Annotated in this window: 21 protein-coding genes; 11 read left to right on the forward strand and 10 right to left on the reverse strand. The window is 73.1% G+C overall.

Features of this window, described 5'->3' with window-relative positions; all coding sequences use genetic code 11:
• The first annotated feature begins 2 nt into the window (after nucleotides 1–2).
• The 6 genes from PH191_RS29000 to PH191_RS29025 all read left to right on the forward strand — a co-directional run bounded on the left by PH191_RS29000 (nucleotide 3) and on the right by PH191_RS29025 (nucleotide 6,033).
• Entirely contained in the window at nucleotides 3–1,487 is a 1,485-nt protein-coding gene (locus PH191_RS29000; RefSeq protein ID WP_274198103.1) for a hypothetical protein, read from the forward strand.
• Complete coding sequence (locus PH191_RS29005) at nucleotides 1,487–2,506, forward strand: uroporphyrinogen decarboxylase/cobalamine-independent methonine synthase family protein (RefSeq protein WP_274198104.1); 1,020 nt, start codon at nucleotides 1,487–1,489, stop codon at nucleotides 2,504–2,506. Before PH191_RS29000 ends, PH191_RS29005 begins: the two co-directional genes overlap by 1 nt.
• 135 nt (nucleotides 2,507–2,641) lie before the next feature.
• Nucleotides 2,642–2,842, forward strand: a complete 201-nt coding sequence (locus PH191_RS29010) for a helix-turn-helix domain-containing protein (RefSeq protein WP_274191466.1) — start codon at nucleotides 2,642–2,644, stop codon at nucleotides 2,840–2,842.
• 86 nt (nucleotides 2,843–2,928) lie between these two features.
• Nucleotides 2,929–3,345: an ester cyclase gene (locus PH191_RS29015; RefSeq protein WP_274198105.1), complete on the forward strand. Its 417-nt coding sequence runs from the start codon at nucleotides 2,929–2,931 to the stop codon at nucleotides 3,343–3,345.
• 74 nt (nucleotides 3,346–3,419) lie between these two features.
• Nucleotides 3,420–5,714: an endopeptidase La gene (gene lon, locus PH191_RS29020; RefSeq protein WP_274198106.1), complete on the forward strand. Its 2,295-nt coding sequence runs from the start codon at nucleotides 3,420–3,422 to the stop codon at nucleotides 5,712–5,714.
• Between the two features lies 1 nt (nucleotide 5,715).
• Nucleotides 5,716–6,033, forward strand: coding sequence for a winged helix-turn-helix transcriptional regulator (locus PH191_RS29025; protein ID WP_274198107.1), 318 nt, complete (start codon nucleotides 5,716–5,718; stop codon nucleotides 6,031–6,033).
• Here PH191_RS29025 and PH191_RS29030 read toward each other — a convergent pair.
• Nucleotides 5,999–6,772: a hypothetical protein gene (locus tag PH191_RS29030; protein WP_274198108.1), complete on the reverse strand. Its 774-nt coding sequence runs from the start codon at nucleotides 6,770–6,772 to the stop codon at nucleotides 5,999–6,001. The genes PH191_RS29025 and PH191_RS29030 overlap by 35 nt on opposite strands.
• Before the next feature lie 85 nt (nucleotides 6,773–6,857).
• Entirely contained in the window at nucleotides 6,858–7,010 is a 153-nt protein-coding gene (locus PH191_RS29035) for a CsbD family protein (RefSeq protein ID WP_274198109.1), read from the reverse strand.
• Between the two features lie 114 nt (nucleotides 7,011–7,124).
• Between PH191_RS29035 and PH191_RS29040 the strand changes: the two genes are divergently transcribed.
• Nucleotides 7,125–7,592: a hypothetical protein gene (locus PH191_RS29040; RefSeq protein WP_274198110.1), complete on the forward strand. Its 468-nt coding sequence runs from the start codon at nucleotides 7,125–7,127 to the stop codon at nucleotides 7,590–7,592.
• A gap of 9 nt (nucleotides 7,593–7,601) precedes the next feature.
• On the opposite strand, the gene PH191_RS29045 is transcribed toward PH191_RS29040, so the two are convergent.
• The gene (locus PH191_RS29045) at nucleotides 7,602–7,931 is read right to left on the reverse strand and encodes a hypothetical protein (RefSeq protein WP_274198111.1); all 330 of its coding nucleotides are present in this window, start codon (nucleotides 7,929–7,931) and stop codon (nucleotides 7,602–7,604) included.
• 102 nt (nucleotides 7,932–8,033) lie between these two features.
• On the opposite strand from PH191_RS29045, the gene PH191_RS29050 reads away from it, so the two are divergent.
• Nucleotides 8,034–9,134, forward strand: coding sequence for a hypothetical protein (locus PH191_RS29050; protein ID WP_274198112.1), 1,101 nt, complete (start codon nucleotides 8,034–8,036; stop codon nucleotides 9,132–9,134).
• Nucleotide 9,135: 1 nt separating this feature from the next.
• On the opposite strand, the gene PH191_RS29055 is transcribed toward PH191_RS29050, so the two are convergent.
• Nucleotides 9,136–9,357 (reverse strand): hypothetical protein, encoded by a 222-nt coding sequence (locus PH191_RS29055; RefSeq protein ID WP_274198113.1) that lies wholly within the window; start codon nucleotides 9,355–9,357, stop codon nucleotides 9,136–9,138.
• A gap of 181 nt (nucleotides 9,358–9,538) precedes the next feature.
• On the opposite strand from PH191_RS29055, the gene PH191_RS29060 reads away from it, so the two are divergent.
• Nucleotides 9,539–9,715 (forward strand): RGCVC family protein, encoded by a 177-nt coding sequence (locus PH191_RS29060; RefSeq protein WP_274198114.1) that lies wholly within the window; start codon nucleotides 9,539–9,541, stop codon nucleotides 9,713–9,715.
• Nucleotides 9,716–9,743: 28 nt separating this feature from the next.
• Here the strand turns inward: PH191_RS29060 and PH191_RS29065 are convergent, their stop codons facing one another.
• Nucleotides 9,744–10,592 (reverse strand): aldo/keto reductase, encoded by an 849-nt coding sequence (locus PH191_RS29065; RefSeq protein WP_274198154.1) that lies wholly within the window; start codon nucleotides 10,590–10,592, stop codon nucleotides 9,744–9,746.
• A 219-nt stretch (nucleotides 10,593–10,811) separates the two neighbouring features.
• Here PH191_RS29065 and PH191_RS29070 point away from each other — a divergent pair, with 219 nt between their 5' ends.
• Nucleotides 10,812–11,084 carry a GyrI-like domain-containing protein gene (locus PH191_RS29070; protein ID WP_274198115.1) on the forward strand — a complete coding sequence of 91 codons (273 nt, stop codon included), beginning with the start codon at nucleotides 10,812–10,814 and terminating at the stop codon, nucleotides 11,082–11,084.
• Here the strand turns inward: PH191_RS29070 and PH191_RS29075 are convergent.
• From PH191_RS29075 to PH191_RS29095, 5 genes are all read right to left on the reverse strand, one after another.
• Nucleotides 11,065–12,237 (reverse strand): alpha/beta hydrolase family protein, encoded by a 1,173-nt coding sequence (locus PH191_RS29075; RefSeq protein WP_274198116.1) that lies wholly within the window; start codon nucleotides 12,235–12,237, stop codon nucleotides 11,065–11,067. The two genes, PH191_RS29070 and PH191_RS29075, sit on opposite strands and share 20 nt — an antisense overlap.
• An 87-nt stretch (nucleotides 12,238–12,324) precedes the next feature.
• On the reverse strand, nucleotides 12,325–13,302 hold the full coding sequence (locus PH191_RS29080; RefSeq protein WP_274198117.1) for a fumarylacetoacetate hydrolase family protein: 978 nt from the start codon (nucleotides 13,300–13,302) through the stop codon (nucleotides 12,325–12,327).
• Nucleotides 13,302–14,237 (reverse strand): VOC family protein, encoded by a 936-nt coding sequence (locus PH191_RS29085; protein WP_274198118.1) that lies wholly within the window; start codon nucleotides 14,235–14,237, stop codon nucleotides 13,302–13,304. Before PH191_RS29085 ends, PH191_RS29080 begins: the two co-directional genes overlap by 1 nt.
• Before the next feature lie 10 nt (nucleotides 14,238–14,247).
• Nucleotides 14,248–15,393: an FAD-dependent monooxygenase gene (locus PH191_RS29090; protein ID WP_274198119.1), complete on the reverse strand. Its 1,146-nt coding sequence runs from the start codon at nucleotides 15,391–15,393 to the stop codon at nucleotides 14,248–14,250.
• Nucleotides 15,394–15,402: 9 nt separating this feature from the next.
• Entirely contained in the window at nucleotides 15,403–16,419 is a 1,017-nt protein-coding gene (locus PH191_RS29095; RefSeq protein WP_274198120.1) for a cyclase family protein, read from the reverse strand.
• A gap of 89 nt (nucleotides 16,420–16,508) precedes the next feature.
• Here PH191_RS29095 and PH191_RS29100 point away from each other — a divergent pair, with 89 nt between their 5' ends.
• The gene (locus PH191_RS29100) at nucleotides 16,509–17,471 is read left to right on the forward strand and encodes a LysR family transcriptional regulator (RefSeq protein WP_274198121.1); all 963 of its coding nucleotides are present in this window, start codon (nucleotides 16,509–16,511) and stop codon (nucleotides 17,469–17,471) included.
• The last annotated feature ends 101 nt before the right edge of the window (nucleotides 17,472–17,572 follow it).

Raw genomic sequence — 17,572 nt, forward strand, 5'->3', positions numbered from 1 at the left:
CCATGCTGGTGGACCTCCGACCCCACGCGCGCCTGCGCGGCACGACGCCGGTGGACCTCACCACCGCGGTCACCCCGGTGCTCGAGGCGCTCGGCGAGGACGACGCGGACCTGGACCGGGTCCGGGTGGTCTGCGACTGGGTGCAGTACAAGCAGAGCTTCCGCGACGTGGTCGACGTGCGGCCGATCCTGTCGTGCGACGGGACGGGGCTGGGCCCGACCCCGACGCCGATCAGCGTGCGCGACGACGACCTCGAGGTGGCCGTCGACCTGCGGCGCAGCGGCGGTGTCGCGCTCAAGGAGCTGACGGCGGCGCGGCTCGGCGCCGACCCCGGAGCGCGCGTGCACCTCGAGGACTGGGGGCCGGGCAGCAGGAGCTGCATCTGGGACTTCAACGCCCTGTACTGGTCGTACCTGCGCCTGTGGGAGGAGGCCACGGGTCAGGGTTACGAGCAAGCGCTGCCCGGTGGGGAGAGCGATGCGCGCAACCGCGACGGTGCCCGGGCACTGATCGACGACCTGTTCGAGGTGTGGGACGGCCTCCTGGCGTCCGGCGCGTTGCCCGACCAGCTCTACGTCGTCGAGCTCGGCGTCGGCAACGGCAGCCAGGCTCGGGTGTTCCTCGACGAGTTCCGCGCCCGCGACCGGGCCCACGGTCGCGGCTACTACCGGCGCCTGCACTACCTGATGTGCGACTACTCGCAGCACGTCCTGGACCTCGCGCGGGCGACCGTCGCCGAGCACCGCGACCACGTCAGCTCGTTCGTCCTCGACGCCACGCGGCCGCGGACCTCGCTCGGTTTCCTCACGGTCAAGGTCTTCCTCGTCTACATCTCCAACGTCTACGACAACCTGCCCACCGACGAGGTCGCCCAGCTCGGTGGCCGTACCTACTGCGTGCAGACCCGCGCGCACCTGCCGGCCGCGCCCGCCGCGGAGATCGCCGCACAGGTGCACGCCGAGCCGCGCGAGCTCCCGGGCCTCGTGCGCAAGCTGCTGCGTCTCGGACCCGAGCTGCTCGTCGACGCCGCTCCCGCGCACGTCCCGGACCTCGCCGCAGCGGTCGACTTCTGGCGCCGCGTGTGGGCGGAGATCCGGCTCGAGGAGCGCTACGTCCCGCTCGGCGGGCTCGACCTCTACGCGCTGGCGCCGGGCGTGAGCGGCGAGATGCTGCGCCCGCTGCTGGAGTCGGGCGCCGACCTGCGGATGCACGTCAGCAACGGCGCGCTGGCGAGCTTCGTCGACACCCTGCCGCTGCTGCACCCCTACGGGAAGCTGGTGTGCCACGACCTGTTCGTCACCGAGACCCAGGCCTACCGCACGCACTTCCGCGGGCCCGGGAAGTACGACGGCTCGGTGGTCAACTGGGTCAACGGCCGGCTGCTCGCCCACGTCGCCCGCCGCCGGGGCTTCGACGTGCAGTACGCGCCGTTCGCGCACCGCCGTGGCGGCAACATCGTGACGATGTCGGCGCAGGTGATGGACTGATGACCGGACTTCCCGTGCTCCCGACCACCGTCGTCGGCTCCTATCCGGTGCCGGAGTGGATGGAGCGGCTGACCAGCGACTACTACCGCGGGCGCATGAGCCGCGCCCAGCTCGACGACCTCCACGAGACCGCGATCAAGGCCGCGCTGCGTGACCAGGAGAACGCGGGCGTCGACATCGTCTCCGACGGCGAGCTGCGCCGGGACAACGACATCGACTACCTCCTCGCCCGCCTGCCCGGGGTCGAGCTCGCCGAGACGGTCAAGGACTTCGCGTCCGACTACTACGACATCACGGTCCCGCGCGAGTTCGGCGACACCGACACCGACCGCGCAGAGCCGGTGCTCGGGCTCGCCGACGACCTCGCGTTCACCCGTTCCCAGACCGCGGCCCCCGTGAAGTTCTCCTTCACCGGCGCGTTCTCGCTCGCCCGGCGCGCCCGCAACCTCGCCTACGACGACCGCCAGGAGCTGGCGCTGGCGATCGCCCGGGTGCTCAACGTCGAGGCCCGCGCCCTCGCCGCCCAGGGCGCGGAGCTCCTGCAGATCGACGAGCCCTTCCTCGCGGGCTACCCCGACCAGGTGCGCGGGGCCGTCGAGGCCGTCAACGTGGTCACCGAGGGCGTGGACGCGAGCTGGGCGCTGCACGTCTGTTACGGCAACCGCTACGCCCGCCCGCTGTGGGAGGGGCACTACGACTTCCTGTTCCCGGCCGTGCTCGACGCCCGGGTCGACCAACTCGTCCTGGAGTTCGCGCGCAAGGGCGACGACGACCTGCCCGTGATCGAGAAGTTCGGTTGGGACCGCGCGATCGGGCTGGGCGTCATCGACGTGAAGAGCGCCGAGGTCGAGACGCCCGACCTCGTCGCCACCCGCATCCGCCGGGCCCTCGACCTCGTGCCCGCCGACCGCCTCGTGATCAACCCCGACTGCGGGCTCCGGCACCTCACCGGCCCCGTCGCCCGGGCGAAGCTCGCGGCGATGGCGCAGGGGGCGGCGCTGGTGCGGGCGGAGCTCTAGGGGCCGGCCTGGTCGCGGTCACGGCGCCCGAGCACCGCGACGGGCCGGGACGTGGCCTGTCTCAATCCCGGACAGTTCACGGAGAAGGTCCCTGAACCTGCCTATGGTCGCGGCAGTCGAGGAAAGGGGACCTGGGTGCCGGACACGGGTGAGCAGCTCCGCGGGTCGGAGCGGGCGGTGCTGTCGAGGTACCTGGTCGAGCGCTACGCCGCCGGCGAGAGCCTCATGCGCCTCGCGCAGGACACCGGCCGGAGCTTCGGCCACGTCCGGCGGCTCCTGATGGACGCCGGCGTCACCATGCGCCCCCGCGGCGGCAGCCGCCCCCGTACCACCTGAGCGCCCCTACGTAGGTCTGCGTATCGCTGACGGTCCCGCGCCGGTGGGACGCTGCTCGGCCCAGGTGACCGGGCAGGAGGGGCGACATGACGGACACGGCCAAGACGTTCGAACGCTTCGGCGAGGTGTGGGAGACGGGCGACGTGGACGTCGTCGACGAGCTGCTGCCCGCCGACGTCGTGTACCACCTGGCCCCGTTCCCCGACATGGACCGGGCCGGCCTGAAGCAGTTCATGTCCGCCTTCCACGACGCCTTCCCGGACTTCTCGCTGACGGTCCAGGACGCGTTCGACGCCAACGACCGCAGCGCTCACCGCTGGTCGTGCCGCGGGACGCTCACCGGCGACTCGGGGCTCCTGCCGGGGCCGCCGACGGGTGCGGCCACGGAGGCCACCGGCTGCCACGTCATCGCCTGGCGGGACGGCACGCCGATCGAGATCTGGCACCACGGTGACTGGCTCGGGTGGTTGCAGAAGGCTGGCGTCGTCCCGGCGCTCGGCTGAGGGCACCCGCCCGGAATACCGTAGCCACTTCAACACTTGTAGCTGCTATCAGTACGAGTGATGGGGTGACGAGAATGACCGAGCTGCTGCTGGTCCCCGTCGACGACAACGTGATCTTCCCGGGCATGACCGTCGTGGTCCCGGCCGCCGAGGTCGGCGCCGAGGAGGGCGAGCAGGTCCTGCTCGTCCCACGCCACGAGGGTCGGTTCGCCACGGTGGGCACGGTCGCCGACGTCACGGGCCGCACCCGACTCCCGAACGGCGTGACCGCCGTGCAGCTCACCGGAGTGCACCGCGGCCGGGCCGGGACGGGCAACACCGACGAGGCAGGTCACCTGCGCGTCGACGTGACCCCGTACCAGGACAGCACGGACCGCGACGGCCGGATCCGCGAGCTGGAGAGCACGTACCGCGTGGTGGTCGAGGAGATCCTCGAGCTGCGCGGCGACGACGGCCGCGTGTCGACGTTCCTGCGCGGCATCGACGAGCCCGGCGCGCTGGCGGACACCGCCGGCTGGGCGCCCGAGACCCCCTACGACGAGAAGGTGTCCCTGCTCGAGACGCTCGACGTGCGTGAGCGCCTGGAGCTGGCCCTGCGCCTGCAGCGCGAGCGGCTCGCCGAGCTGCAGGTGCGCAAGACGCTGCGCGAGGACGTCGAGTCCGGCGCGGCGAAGCAGCAGCGCGAGTACGTCCTGCGCCGCCAGCTGGAGTCCATCCGCAAGGAGCTGGGCGAGGGCGACGAGTCCGGCGGCGGGGACGACTACCGCGCGAAGATCGCCGAGGCCGGCATGCCGGACCACGTGCGCGAGCAGGCCGAGCGCGAGCTGGCCCGCCTCGAGCGCGGCGGCGAGCAGTCCGGCGAGTCCTCGATGATCCGGACCTACCTCGACTGGCTGCTGGCCCTGCCGTGGTCGAAGGTCTCCGAGGAGCAGCTCGACCCGGCCGCGGCCCGCACCGTGCTCGACGCCGACCACACCGGCCTCGAGGACGTCAAGGACCGCATCGTCGAGTACCTGGCCGTCCGCAAGCTGCGCCGCGACCGCGGCGTCGAGGGCGACAAGAAGGCCGGGACGATCCTCACCCTGGTCGGGCCTCCGGGTACCGGCAAGACCTCGATCGGCGAGTCGGTCGCGCGGGCGATGAACCGCGAGTTCGTCCGGATGTCGCTGGGCGGCGTCCGCGACGAGGCCGAGATCCGCGGTCACCGCCGCACCTACGTCGGCGCCCTGCCGGGGCGCCTGGTGCGAGCCCTGCGCGACGCGGGCACGATGAACCCGGTGATCCTGCTCGACGAGGTGGACAAGGTCGGCGCCGACTGGCGCGGCGACCCGTCCGCCGCGCTGCTCGAGGTGCTCGACCCGGCGCAGAACCACGCGTTCCGCGACCACTACCTCGACGTCGAGATCGACCTCTCGCAGGTCGTGTTCCTGGCGACGGCCAACCAGCTGGACACCATCCCGGGTCCGCTGCTCGACCGCATGGAGGTCATCTCCTTCGACGGCTACACCGTCGAGGAGAAGGTCGCCATCGCCCGGGACCACCTGCTGCCGCGGCAGATCACGAGCGCCGGCCTCACGGTGGACGACGTGAGCGCCGACGAGTCCGCACTGCGCCTCGTGGTGTCCGAGTACACCCGCGAGTCCGGTGTCCGGCAGCTCGACCGCGCGCTGGGCAAGCTGACCCGCAAGATCGCCACCGAGGTGGCGACGGGGTCGCCGAAGGTCGTCGTCGACACCGAGGTCGTGCGCAAGCACCTCGGCCGCCAGAAGGTCTTCACCGAGGCCGTCGAGCGGACCGCGGTCCCCGGCGTCGCGACCGGCATGGCCGTGACCGGCGCGGGCGGTGACGTCCTCTTCATCGAGGCCGCCGGCATGGCGGGCGACGAGGGCCTGATCCTCACCGGGCAGCTCGGCGACGTCATGAAGGAGTCGGCCCGGATCGCCCTGTCGTGGGTGCGCTCGCACGCCGCGGAGCTGGGCATCGCCGAGGACGCGTTCTCGGGACGGTCGTTCCACGTGCACGTCCCCGCGGGCGCGACCCCGAAGGACGGGCCGTCGGCCGGCGTCACCATGGCCACGGCGCTGGTGTCGCTGCTGACCGGACGCCCGGTGCGGCACACGGTCGCGATGACCGGTGAGCTCACGCTGCAGGGCCGGGTCCTGCCGATCGGCGGGGTGAAGCAGAAGGTGCTGGCCGCGCACGCGGCGGGCCTGACGCAGATCGTCGTCCCGGAGCGCAACCGCGCCGACCTCGACGACGTCCCCGCCGACGTGGCTGCGCAGCTGGAGTTCCACCCGTCCATGACGATCAGTGAGGTCCTCGACGTGGCCCTGGAGCCCGTGCCGCAGAGCCTCGAGGTGGCCGCCTGACATGTGCTCACGGGAGCCGGTACCGCCCGAGGTGCGCGCGCTGACGGCACTGCTGGAGCGACGCTGGTCGCTCTCGGTGCTCTACGCCGCGCACCTCGGTGCGGTCCGGTTCTCGGAGTTCGAGCAGGCCCTCGGCCAGGTGCCGCCCGCGACGCTCGCGGCGCGCCTGGCCGACCTCGAGGCGGCGGGGCTGCTCGAACGGCGGGTGCTCGACGCGCGGCCACCGCGCACCGAGTACGCGCTCTCCGCCGAGGGTCGCCGCCTCGCTCCGCTGCTCGAGGCGCTCACGACCTGCAGCCGGGATCGCCGGCCGCGCTGAGCAGGCGGTCTCCGGCCGCGACGGCGTGCGCGAGGCGCAGCGTCGTCGACAGCCAGAGCAGCACGTCGTGCAGGCGCAGGCGGGTCGGACGGGCGTCGCCCGTCGCCGCCGCCACGGCGTCCTCCAGCGCGGCGAACGCGTCCGCGTTGCCCCGCAGGTCCCGTCGCACCACGGCCTCCACGCCGCTGTCGCCCTCCTCGAGATGGGGGAGCAGCGCGCGTCGGGTGGTCCGGGTCAGATGCGGGACGAGCTCGGGGTGCCGGTGGTGCAGGGCGGCCAGGACGTGCGCGGAGTGCGCGCCGGACTCCTGCCCGATCCGGCGCAGGTACGCCCCGACGGTGCCGGGCTCGCCGAGCACCGAGAGCTCCTCGTCGGACAGCTCCCAGAACGGGTGCTCGCCGGCCCGGGCGACGAGGGCGTCGACCAGCCCGCCGATCCCCGCGAGGGTGTCGTGTACGGCGTGCCAGCCGGCCTGGTCGAGGCGTCCGTGCAGGCCCTCGGCGAGCAGGACGTCGGCGTCGAGCCCCCCGCTCGCGGGACGCGCGTCGAACCGCGCCCAGCCGAACGCGGGCACCTCCACCCACCGGCCCTCCGGGGTACCGGGCGAGCGGAAGCGCAGCCAGCGCCGGGCGCGGGCGTACCCGACGACCGCGGCCGTCGCCTGTGCCACCGGCATCGGCTCGGGACCCAGGCACGGCAGGCGGAGGATCACCTCGGTGTCCTGCGTCCGCGTGGCCACGCCCCCATCATGGGGCCGAGGGCGGGTCGCCGTCAGGCGGCGAGCAGATGGTGCCGCCCAGAGGGTGGCGACCAGAGGGTGGGGGCTAGATGTTGCCGCGCTCCTTGACCTCGCCGACGACCATGTCCTTCTGGCCGCTCCGCTCGAGCTTCTTGTTGCCCGTGGCCTTGCCCGTGACCTCCTTGGCCTTCCCCTTGACCTGCTTCGAGCGGTTCTTGACCGTGTCGTCGGCACCCATGTGATCACGATTCCCTGATCAGGAGGGTTCAGACCGCCACCACCGGAGTTGGGCCGGACGCGCGACGGAAGAGTCCGTTCAGAAATCCCGCCGCTGGTCCCTAGAGTCCACGACATGGGTCTCTTCTCCCGCACCCCGCCCGTGCCGCTGCCCGAGCGCGAGGACCTGCGCCGGGCCCTGAACGGCATGCACGCCAAGGACGCCGAGCGCCTGCGGTCGAAGCGCCACCTCGCGGAGGCGCTCGCCGCCGTGCCGGAGACGACCTCGGTCCGGGCCATCCTCAGCGCCGTCATCACCGAGCCCCACACCACCGACCGCGGCCTGTTGTGCGTGACGTCGATGGCGGTGACGTTCGACGGCGAGCACTCCGGACGCATGGAGTTCCCGATCGCCGCGCTGCGCGAGGTCGGCACGGTCGGCGCCGGCACCCTGCGCGTCGAGTTCGACGAGCTGGGCCCGGGCGTGCGTGCCCTCCCCGGGCGGGAGGCGGCCGACCACCTGGACTTCAGCGTCACCGCCCGGCCCGAGTCGGTGCGGTACTTCGTCGGGCAGGTGGAGGCGTCCGGGCTCCGGAGCCGTTAGCCCGTGTGCCTACCCCGTGTGGTTGTCCCGTTTGCGCATCGCGATCGGCACGCCCGCCAGGTCCTCCTCGTTGCAGAGGAGCTTGAGGTCGTAGTACGGCGAGCCCTTGGCGTCGTCGTAGTCGAGGTGCACGGCGATGACGTCGAGGGGCTCACCGAGCCACTGCTCGGCCTCCCGCAACCAGGTCGCCGAGCGCTCGAGGGCGGTCGGGAGGTCGTCGTCGAGGAACTGGATCGGTCGGTAGGGGACGCCTTGGATCTGGTCCTTGCCGCCGGGCCGGGGAAGGTCCCGGGCCACGCCGAGGTCGTCGAGTGCCAGGTGCGTCGGGTGTTCGCCCACACGTACAGGGTCCCCTGCGCGGTGGAGCGCTCGCAATCGCCCCGGCGGACGGAGCGCCGGGCGTCCCCCGCGGTGCGCCCGGAGTCACTACGGTCGTGATCCATGACCACGTCCGCGGTGGCGGCGTCGACCGGTGACGGGGCACCCGCGCGTCGCCGGCTCCGCGGTCCCGTGCCGCGGGAGGACGCCGCCCGCAACGTGCGGCTGGTGGCCGTCGCCTTCGGGGTCACGGTGGTGGTCACCCGCCTCTACCTGGCGCTCACCGGCTACCCCCAGATCGGCGGGGCGACCTACCACCTCGCCCACGCCCTCTGGGGCGGGCTGCTCCTGCTGCTCGGCGGCCTCGCCGCCCTGATGTGGAGCAACCGCTGGGTGCCGACGGCCACCGCGGTCCTCGTCGGCGTCGGCTCCGGGCTCTTCGTCGACGAGGTCGGGAAGTTCATCACCCAGCGGAACGACTACTTCACGCCGCTGGCGGCGCCGATCATCTACGTGGTCTTCCTGGGCGTGCTCGGGCTGGCGACGGTGACGCGCCACGCCCGGCTCGACCGGCCCCGGGCGCTCGCCTACTCCGTGGCCGTCCGGTCGAAGGACCTCGCGGACGGCGCCCTGCGCCCGCACGACCGCGCCGCGCTGCTCCGCGACCTCGCGTCGCTGGAGGCCGACACGTCCCGTCCCGACCTCGTCACCTACGCCGCGGCGCTGCGCCCGGTCGTCGAGGCCGCCCCGCTCGAGGAGGCGCCGAGCCGGTCCCGCACCGGGATCGAGGGCCTCGCCCGGGCCGAGGCGGCGCTCGTCCCGCGCTGGCTGCACCGGCTCGTACTCGCCGCCGGCTCGGCGCTGCTCGGCCTGCTCTCGCTGGTCGGCCTCGTCGTGCTCGTCGCCCTGTGGAGCAGCGACCCGGACACGCAGATCGTCCTCGACGACCAGGTGGTGCCGCCGGGCACGCGACCGCCGATGCTCGTCGTCGCCTCGGCGGGCGAGGCCGTCGTGGGCGTCCTGCTGCTGGTCGCGGCGGTGGCGCTGGTGATCGGTCGCGATCGGGCGGGCGTCCGCCTCTGCCGGATCGGACTCGTCCTGGCGCTCGCCGGCGTCAACGTGGCGTTGGGCTACCTCGACGCCGAGCTCGTGGTCGTCGCCGTGGTGGCCGAGCTGGCGCTGCTCGTCGTCGCCACCCGCTACCGGGCGCGCTTCCTGGAGTGACTCAGCGGCGCGGCGGGATGTCGATCGACGGCAGCCCGGCCACGTCGGCGAGCCCCAGCATGTGGAGCAGCTCGCGGCAGTCGTCGGCGTCGATGGCACGCCCGGCGATCACGGGCACGGCGCGGCGGCGGGCCAGGTGGTGCGCGGCGACCTCGGCCTCGTGGCTCTTGAGGATGCGCTCGGGAGGGACATCACCGTCGACGTTCGGACCGACTGACGCCATGGGAGCTCCGACCACCAGGAGGGGAACGGGGCTCGCCGGGTGCCGGGGCCAACTCCGTCAGTGACCTCAGCCTACGCGCACCCCACGACACGGCGTAGCGTCGGCGAGACCCGGTACCTGCTCCGCCGGGCTGTCGCCCCTCGCGTCCGGAGCCACTCCAGCCGCTCGAGAAGGGCATGCCATGGGCACTCACGAGGCCTCGGTCGTCGAGGATCCCACCGACCAGGTGCTGGACGGGACGGGCGAACCCTCGTGCTCCGCCTGCCCGCACACCTGGTCGGGGCACGACGCGCTGGGCCGCCGGTTCTGTGCGGCCACCCACGACCACGGCTGGGACCGCGGCTGCATCTGCCGCTGACCGGCGGATGACCGCGCCCGGGCCGTGATCAGGCCCCGGTCGGCTCGTCGGCGACCGGCCCGATGCGCCCGGCGCCGTCGGCGACGTGCAGGTCGGCGATCGCCAGCATGTCCTCGTCGGTCAGCGCGAAGTCGAAGAGGGCGTGGTTCCCGGCGATGCGCTCGGGGCTGTCGGACTTGGGGATCACGACCGTGCCCTGCTGGAGGTGCCAGCGCAGCACGACCTGGGCCGGCGTACGACCGAGTCGCTCGGCGACGGCCACGAGGGTCGGCTCGCCGAGGACGGCGCCGCGTCCGAGCGGGCTCCAGGCCTCGGTGGTGATGCCCAGGGCGGCGTGCAGGGCGCGCAGCTCGTGCTGCTGCAGGTGCGGGTGCAGCTCGATCTGGTTGACGGCGGGCACGGTGCCGCCGAGGTCGAGCAGGCGCCGCAGGTGGCCCGGGCGGAAGTTGGACACGCCGATCGCCCGGGCGCGGCCCTCGGCGAGCAGCTGCTCCATCCCGTCCCAGGTCTGCACGCCCTCGGCGAGCACGGTCGCCGGCCAGTGCACGAGGTGGAGGTCGACGAAGTCCAGGCCGAGCCGCTCCAGGCTGCCGGCGGCGCAGTCCCGGGCGTGCGCGCACCCCTCGTGGCCGCGCCAGACCTTGGTGGTGACGAACAGCTCGTCGCGCGGGATGCCCGACGCCGCGATCGCGCGGCCGACGCCCTCCTCGTTGCCGTAGACCGCGGCGGTGTCGATGCTGCGGTAGCCCTGCTCGAGGGCCTCGGAGACCGACGCCTCGGCGTCGCGGGCCTCCGAGACCCCGAAGCCGAGCTGGGGCATGCGCAGGCCGTTGTTCAGGACGACGGTGGTGTCCGGCGCGAGGAGTGTCGGGGCCATGATCGTGGTCAACGCCCCGAGGGTGGGGCACCTTCCGCGTCGTGACGACCCCGACACGACCTCAGGTGCCGCCCGACCGGATCGTCAGCCGCTGGATCCGGCCCTCGACGAGGACGGGCTGCTGCAGCCCGATCAGGTGGACCCGCACTCGGGGTACCGCTACTACTCCACCGACCAGGTCCCCACCGCACAGGTGATCCGCCGGTTCCGGGACCTGACATGCCGGTCCGCGAGATCGCCCGCCTGCTCGCTGCGGACGTCGACGAGCGCGCGACGCTCATCACCGACCACCTCGCCCGCACGGTGCACCCCGGGCCGCACGACGACATCGACGTCACCTACGGCGCGCTCGGCGCCCACCTCGCCGAGCACGTCCTGCTCGTCGACGGCCCCGTGCACGAGACCTACCTGGTGGGGCCCCGCGACACACCCGACCCCGCCGCGTGGCGCACGGAGATCGGCTGGCCGGTGTTCACGACCGCGCCCGTGTAGGGAGCTCGGCGAAGACGTCGGCCACCCAGTCGGCGACGAAGGTGCTGACGTGCGGGAGGTGGTCGAGCCCGATGTGCTCGGTCGCGCCCTCCTCGGGGGTGAACACGCGCAGCTCGCGCCGTGGGCTGTTCACCGCCTGCTCGTAGGAGCGGTGGGCGTAGGACAGCGGGATCTGCCGGTCGTTCTCGCCGTGGGCGACGAGGAACGGGACCGTGATGTGCTCGACGACGCCGTCGAGGTGCACCCCGTCGGCGAACTCGATGAACGTCTCGAGGTCGTCGTGGCCCCACACCCAGAGCACGTGCTCCCAGTAGTGCGGCACCGGCCGCTCGCCCTCGCGCTCGAGGCGCCGGCGCTGCACCGCGCCCCAGTTGTGGTTGGCGCCCCACGCGACGCAGAGGGCGAGGCGCTTCTCGAACGCGGCGGCGCGCGGCGCGAAGTAGCCGCCGAGCGACCAGCCGACGATGCCGATGCGGTCGGCGTCGACGTCGTCGCGGGCCTCGAGGAAGTCGACGGCTGCGCCGGCCCAGACCTCGGTATCGATCCGGGCGGTCAGACCCTGCAGGCGCAGCGCCTCGCCGGTGCCGGGCTGGTCGAGCATGAGGCAGGAGATGCCGCGGGCGGCCAGCTCGGCCCAGTGCCCGGAGCTGTACATGTGCTCCTTGGCCGAGTCGAGCCCGTTGACCAGGATGACCACGGGCGCGGGTCCCGCTTCGGTCGCCGGGGCCGCGCTGAAGTAGGCCGGCAGCGTGGTGCCCTCGTAGGGGATCGCGACGCGGGTGATCCGCGTGTCCTGCAGGTCGAAGGCCTTCTGGGCCAGCTCGAGCACGCGGCGGTAGGTGGGGACCCGGTTCTCGTCGGAGTGGGCGAGCATCCGCTCGGCCTGGCACAGGTAGTTCGTGGCGCGGGAGTAGAGCTGCCCGGCGGTGCGGGTGTGCCCGGCCTTCTCGGCCTCCTCGGCCTGGCCGACGAGCTGGTCGGTCAGCGCGGTCCAGGCGCGCAGGAAGTCCGGCGTGCCGGCGTCCTCGCCCTGGGCCGCGGCCTCCTTGATGGGGCGGCACGCGCGGTCGACCTCGTCGATGAGCCCGCCGCTGTTGAGGGTGGCGACCACGCCCAGGTTCCAGACGTAGTTGCCGGGGAAGTACTCGAACACTTCGGGGTCCTCTCGGGATTCGGGGTCAGCGCAGCGCGTCGGAGATCGACGTCACGCCACCGTGGGCGGTCACGCCGCTGACACTCGTCATGACCCGACCGGCGCAGCGGACGGGCGGGTGCGGGGACGCGGGCGGGCGGCGGGGACCGGGATCGGGTCGACGCCCGGGACGACGCGGTTGGCGATCGTGCCCAGGCCCTCGACGGTCAGGGTGACGACGTCGCCGGGGCGCAGCGGGGGGAGCTCCTCGCGCGAGGTGCCGCGGCCCCAGAGCTCGGCGAGGCAGCCGCCGTTGCCGCAGGTGCCCGAGCCCAGGACGTCGCCGGGGCGCACGAGGGTGCCGCGCGACGCGTAGGCGATCAGGTCCTCGAACGGCCAGCCCATGTTCGAGAGCAGGTCGTGGCCGACGACGCGGCCGTTGACCTCCGCGGTCATGGCGAGGGCGAGGAAGCCGTCGGCGTCGCGGTACGGCTCGAGCTCGTCGGCCGTGACCAGCCACGGACCCAGCGTCGTTGCGGTGTCCTTGCCCTTGGCCGGGCCCAGGTTGACCTTCATCTCGCGGGCCTGGAGGTCGCGGGCCGACCAGTCGTTGAAGATCGTGTAGCCGGCGATGTGCTCGCGCGCCCGCTCCGGGGACAGGTGACGGCCCTCGTGGCCGATCACCACGGCGACCTCGAGCTCGAAATCGAGCACCGCGCTCCCCGGCGGGACCGGGACGTCGTCGTCCGGGCCGATCACCGCGTAGGGGTTGGTGAAGTAGAACGTCGGTGCCTCGTACCACTCGGGCACCACGCCGCCCACGCCGTCGATCGACTTCCGGACACCCTCGACGTGCTCCTCGAACGCGACGAAGTCGCGCACCGTCGGCGGCTCGAGCGGCGCCAGCAGGCGCACGTCCCCGAGGGCGACCGGGCGGGAGCGCAGCGCGTCCCGTCCGGCCGCCGTCAGGTCGCCGGAGCGCAGCAGGTCGAGCACGGTGACGGGGCGGTCGAGGAGGTGGACGCCGTCGCCCTCGACGACGCCCACACGCACGACGCCGTCGTGCAGCACCGAAGCGATGCGCATCAGACCGGCGGCGCGACGAACACGCCGCGGTCAGGGTCGTTGAACGACTTCTTCGCGACGAACTCGCTCATCGGGTTCGCGGTGCCCCACTGGTCGGAGACCATCGGGTCGGTGAAGTCGTGCAGGCTCGGGTGCCAGGTGTCCTCGTCGAGGTTCTCCAGCTCCGTCGTGTACTCGACGGTGTTGCCCTGGGGGTCGAGGAAGTAGGAGAACGTGTTGTTCCCGGCCATGTGCCGCCCGGGACCCCACACCTTCTCCACCCCGGCGCGCAGCAGCCGCCCGGTGCCGCGCATGTACTCGTCGATGCCGCGCAGCTCGAACGACGCGTGGTGCAGCGAGACGTGCGGGCAGCGCGCGATCGCGAGCGAGTGGTGCTGGGGGTTGCAGCGCAGGAACCACATCATCTCGCCCATGTGCGGCGAGTACAGGGTGTCCGAGAGCTTGAAGTCGAGGTGGCGGTCGTACCAGGCCACCAGCGCCTCGGGCTGCGGCGAGTTGATGACGACGTGGGAGAGCTTCACCGGCACCGACTCGCCCTCCTCGACGCGGCGGTGCTGCCGGACCGCGACGTCGGACGACACCTCGACGGTGCGGCCCTCGAGGTCGAAGAAGCGGAAGCCGTAGCCGCCGCCGGGGGTCTGCAGCTTGTCCGGGGTCGACACGAGCGTGACGCCCTCGCGGCCCAGCTTCTCGGCCAGGGCGTCGACGTCGGCGGCCGACGCGGCACCGAAGGCGATGAGGTCGACGCGCTTCTCGGCGTCGGCGCGCAGCCGCACCTGGTACTGCTCCGGCGAGCCCTCGGTGGCGAGGAAGGCGATGCCGGTGTCGGTGGTCTCGGGGCTCAGCTTCCACAGGTCGGTGTAGAAGGCGAGCTGGCGGTCGAAGTCGGGCACGCCGAGGTCGACGTGCCGGAGGTGGGTGATGAGGCGGTCCATGTCGCTCCTGTCAGGGTCGCTGCGAGAGCAGCGCGGCGGTGCGGCCCATGAGGCCGGGGACGTCGGCAGCCCCGCCCTTCTCAGGGGGAGGGACGTGGTCGAGCAACCAGCGCGACAGCTGCACGGAGTTCTCGACGACGGTGCGGGCGCGGGGGAGACGGCGGTCGGTGAAGGTGTCGAGCACCGTGCCGTCGAGGCGGTCGGCGTCCAGCAGCACCTCGGCGAGGACGGCGGCGTCCTCGAGGGCCTGGGCGGCGCCCTGGGCGAGGGTGGGCGGGCAGGAGTGCGCGGCGTCGCCGATCAGCACGACGCGCCCGCGGTGCCACGGCCCGTCGAGGACGTGCCACTCGAACCAGGTGTAGTTGACGCGCGCGGCGTCGGTCATCAGCGCGCGGATGTCGTCCCACGGCCCGTGGTACTGCGCGGCGAGCCCGCGCATGACCTCGAGCTGCTCCTCGGGCGTGAGCCCGGAGCGGTCCTGCGCGTCCTCGACCAGGTAGGCGTAGATGCTGTCCTCGCCCGTCGGGCAGTACCCCGCGATGTAGCAGGCGCCGTGGTAGTAGAGGTCGGTCCGCTCGAGGCCGGCCGGACGGGGCGTGAACACCCGCCAGATGCCCATCCCGAGCGGGGCGACGTCCACGTCGACCCCGATCAGCGACCGCACGTGCGACCGGACGCCGTCGGCGCCGACGACCAGGTCGTAGCGCCCGGTGCTGCCGTCGGAGAACGCGACGTCGACGCCGGCGTCGTCCTGGGCGAGGGTCTCGACGGTCGTGCCGAAGCGCAGCTTCGCGCCCACCTCCTGGGCGCGGGCGACGAGCACGCGCGCCAGGTCGGCGCGCCGGGCGCCGACGGTGGCGGGCAGGTCCGGACCGCCCGTCTTCGCGTCCGGCATCTCGACGAGCACCGTGCCGTCGGGTGCGCGCAATCCGAGGGTGTCGAAGCCGTAGCCGACGGCGGCGACGTGGTCGTACACGCCCAGATCGCGCAACACGCGCAGCGCGTTGCCCTGCAGCGTGATGCCCGAGCCCACCGCCGTGACGTCGTTCTTGACCTCGACGAGGTCGACGGCGACGCCGTCGCGGGCGAGCTGGATGGCCGTGGCGCAGCCGGCGGCTCCGCCGCCGACCACGAGCACGGATCGGACCGCAGCCATGAGGTCCTCCTACTTGACGGCGAGCGGGTTGAGGGGGGAGCCGACGGCTCCGGTGATGCGCAGGGGTGCGGCGGTGAGCCAGAAGTCGTAGACGCGATCGGCCGCGCAGTCGGCGGCCAGCGCCTCGAGGTCCCACATCTCGCCGATGAACAGCCCGAGGTGGGGGATCGCGATCTGGTGCAGGGGCTGGAAGGCGACGTCGAACTCGTTGGGCCGGACCTCGAAGCCCCAGGTGTCGGTGGCGATCGCGGCGATCTCGGTGTCGTGCAGCCAGTCGGCGGTGGTGAACGACAGGCCCGGCGCGGGGCCGCCCGCGTAGGTGCCCCAGCCCTCGCGGCGGGTGCGCGCGTACTGGCCGGTGCGCACGCAGACGATGTCGCCGCGCCCGACCGTGACGCCCTGGGCGGCGATGGTCCGCTCGAGGTGCTCGGTGGTGATCGCGAAGCCGTCGGGCAGCTCGCCGGCGCCCGCGCCGGTGGTGGGGCCGAGGGCACGGCCGACGTCGAGCAGCACCCCGCGCCCGGCGAGGCGGTCGGCGGCGGTCTCGATGCCGGTGACGCGGTCGCCCGCGCTGGTGACGACGTCCGCGGCGGCGCGACCGTTCCAGGCGTGGCCGTGGTCGAAGATGTGCCCGAGCCCGTCCCACTGGGTCGAGCACTGCAGCGGCATGGCGATGACGTCGTCGGCGCCGCCGAGCCCGTGCGGGAACTCGCCGTCGAGGGCCTCGCGGCCGGTGTCGAGCATCGTGTGCACGGGGTTGGTGCGCCGCCGCCACCCACGCTGCGGCCCGTCCATGTCGAACGGTTGCGACAGCGAGAACGCCGCACCCCGGCGCACGAGCCGGGCGCCCTCCACGCGCTTGGCGTCGTCGAGGAGGTTCAGGGTGCCCAGGACGTCGTCGGCACCCCAGCGGCCCCAGTTCGAGACGCGGGCGACGGTGGCGGCGATCGCGTCCTCGGGCTTCGCCGGGTCGAGGCCCGCCGCGAGGATGGCGCGGGTGTCGCCGCCGGTCGGCTCAGTCGGCACTGCTGGTCCCTCCCGAGGACTCGGTGTGTGTTGCCTCACCGTGCGGGACCCGAGCACTATCCGGGAACACGAACCTGACGATGCGGGGTATGGCGATTTCCGATGGGCGAGCGGTGAGGGCGCGGCGCAGCGTCGCGTTGCAGAACCTCGACCTGAACCTGCTCGTCTCCCTCGACGCGCTGCTGCGCGAGCGGTCGGTCACCCGGGCGGCGGCCGGCCTCGGCCTGAGCCAGCCCACCCTGAGCACGGCCCTGTCGCGGCTGCGGCGGCACTTCGACGACGAGCTGCTGACCCGCGTCGGCAACAGCTACGAGCTGACGCCGCTGGCCACCGACCTCGTCGAGCGCGTCACCGGCGCCGTGGGCGTCCTCGAGCGGGTCTTCGCCGGTCAGCCCGAGTTCGACCCGGCCGTCTCCGACCGCGAGTTCACCGTCGTCGTCTCCGACTACGCGGCCACGGTGCTGGGCGGGCCGCTGAGCGAGCTGCTCGCCGCCGAGGCGCCGTCGGTGTGCCTGCGGTTCCAGCAGATGCGCACCGAGACCGTCGACGCCGCGCCCGAGAGCCTCCGCGCGGTCGACGGCCTGCTGCTGCCCCACGGCTACCTCACCGACCTGCCCCACCAGGACCTCTACGACGACCAGTGGGTCTGCATGGTCGGCGCCGGGAACGAGGTCGTGGGGGACACGTTCACCCTCGAGCACCTGCACGCGCTGCCGATGGCCGTCACCTACCGCGAGCCCACCCGGTTCACCCCCGCGGTCAAGCAGCTCCACATGGTCGGCATCGAGCCCCGGGTCGTGGCGGTCTCCGAGAGCTTCCTCGCCCTGCCGTTCCTCGTGGCCGGCACCGACCGTTTCGCGCTCGTCCAGCAGCGCCTCGCGGCCCGGCTCGCCGCCGCCGCGGATGTCCGGATCCTGCCCTGCCCGTTCCCGGTGACGCCGCTGGTCGAGGCGCTGTGGTGGCACCCGGTCTACGAGCGCGACACCGGCCACCAGTGGCTGCGCACCGTCTTCGGCCGCGTCCGCGACCGCCTCCGGCACGAGACGGTCTGACACGAGTATCGGCAGCCCCGATACCCGTCATCAGGTCTTCGGGCTTCCTCGCCCCCTGAGAGCGCCGTCACCCTGACGGCCACCGCAACCCGCCGACCAGC

This window comes from Actinomycetospora callitridis, from assembly GCF_028737265.1.
GTDB classification, from domain to species: domain Bacteria; phylum Actinomycetota; class Actinomycetes; order Mycobacteriales; family Pseudonocardiaceae; genus Actinomycetospora; species Actinomycetospora callitridis.

Coding starts and splice junctions, on each gene's coding strand:
- PH191_RS29000 (WP_274198103.1), top strand. CDS start 3: ATGCTGGTGGACCTCCGACCCCACGCGCGCCTGCGCGGCACGACGCCG.
- PH191_RS29005 (WP_274198104.1), top strand. CDS start 1,487: ATGACCGGACTTCCCGTGCTCCCGACCACCGTCGTCGGCTCCTATCCG.
- PH191_RS29015 (WP_274198105.1), top strand. CDS start 2,929: ATGACGGACACGGCCAAGACGTTCGAACGCTTCGGCGAGGTGTGGGAG.
- lon (WP_274198106.1), top strand. CDS start 3,420: ATGACCGAGCTGCTGCTGGTCCCCGTCGACGACAACGTGATCTTCCCG.
- PH191_RS29025 (WP_274198107.1), top strand. CDS start 5,716: ATGTGCTCACGGGAGCCGGTACCGCCCGAGGTGCGCGCGCTGACGGCA.
- PH191_RS29035 (WP_274198109.1), bottom strand. CDS start 7,010: ATGGGTGCCGACGACACGGTCAAGAACCGCTCGAAGCAGGTCAAGGGG.
- PH191_RS29040 (WP_274198110.1), top strand. CDS start 7,125: ATGGGTCTCTTCTCCCGCACCCCGCCCGTGCCGCTGCCCGAGCGCGAG.
- PH191_RS29050 (WP_274198112.1), top strand. CDS start 8,034: ATGACCACGTCCGCGGTGGCGGCGTCGACCGGTGACGGGGCACCCGCG.
- PH191_RS29055 (WP_274198113.1), bottom strand. CDS start 9,357: ATGGCGTCAGTCGGTCCGAACGTCGACGGTGATGTCCCTCCCGAGCGC.
- PH191_RS29060 (WP_274198114.1), top strand. CDS start 9,539: ATGGGCACTCACGAGGCCTCGGTCGTCGAGGATCCCACCGACCAGGTG.
- PH191_RS29065 (WP_274198154.1), bottom strand. CDS start 10,592: ATGGCCCCGACACTCCTCGCGCCGGACACCACCGTCGTCCTGAACAAC.
- PH191_RS29070 (WP_274198115.1), top strand. CDS start 10,812: ATGCCGGTCCGCGAGATCGCCCGCCTGCTCGCTGCGGACGTCGACGAG.
- PH191_RS29080 (WP_274198117.1), bottom strand. CDS start 13,302: ATGCGCATCGCTTCGGTGCTGCACGACGGCGTCGTGCGTGTGGGCGTC.
- PH191_RS29085 (WP_274198118.1), bottom strand. CDS start 14,237: ATGGACCGCCTCATCACCCACCTCCGGCACGTCGACCTCGGCGTGCCC.
- PH191_RS29090 (WP_274198119.1), bottom strand. CDS start 15,393: ATGGCTGCGGTCCGATCCGTGCTCGTGGTCGGCGGCGGAGCCGCCGGC.
- PH191_RS29100 (WP_274198121.1), top strand. CDS start 16,509: ATGGCGATTTCCGATGGGCGAGCGGTGAGGGCGCGGCGCAGCGTCGCG.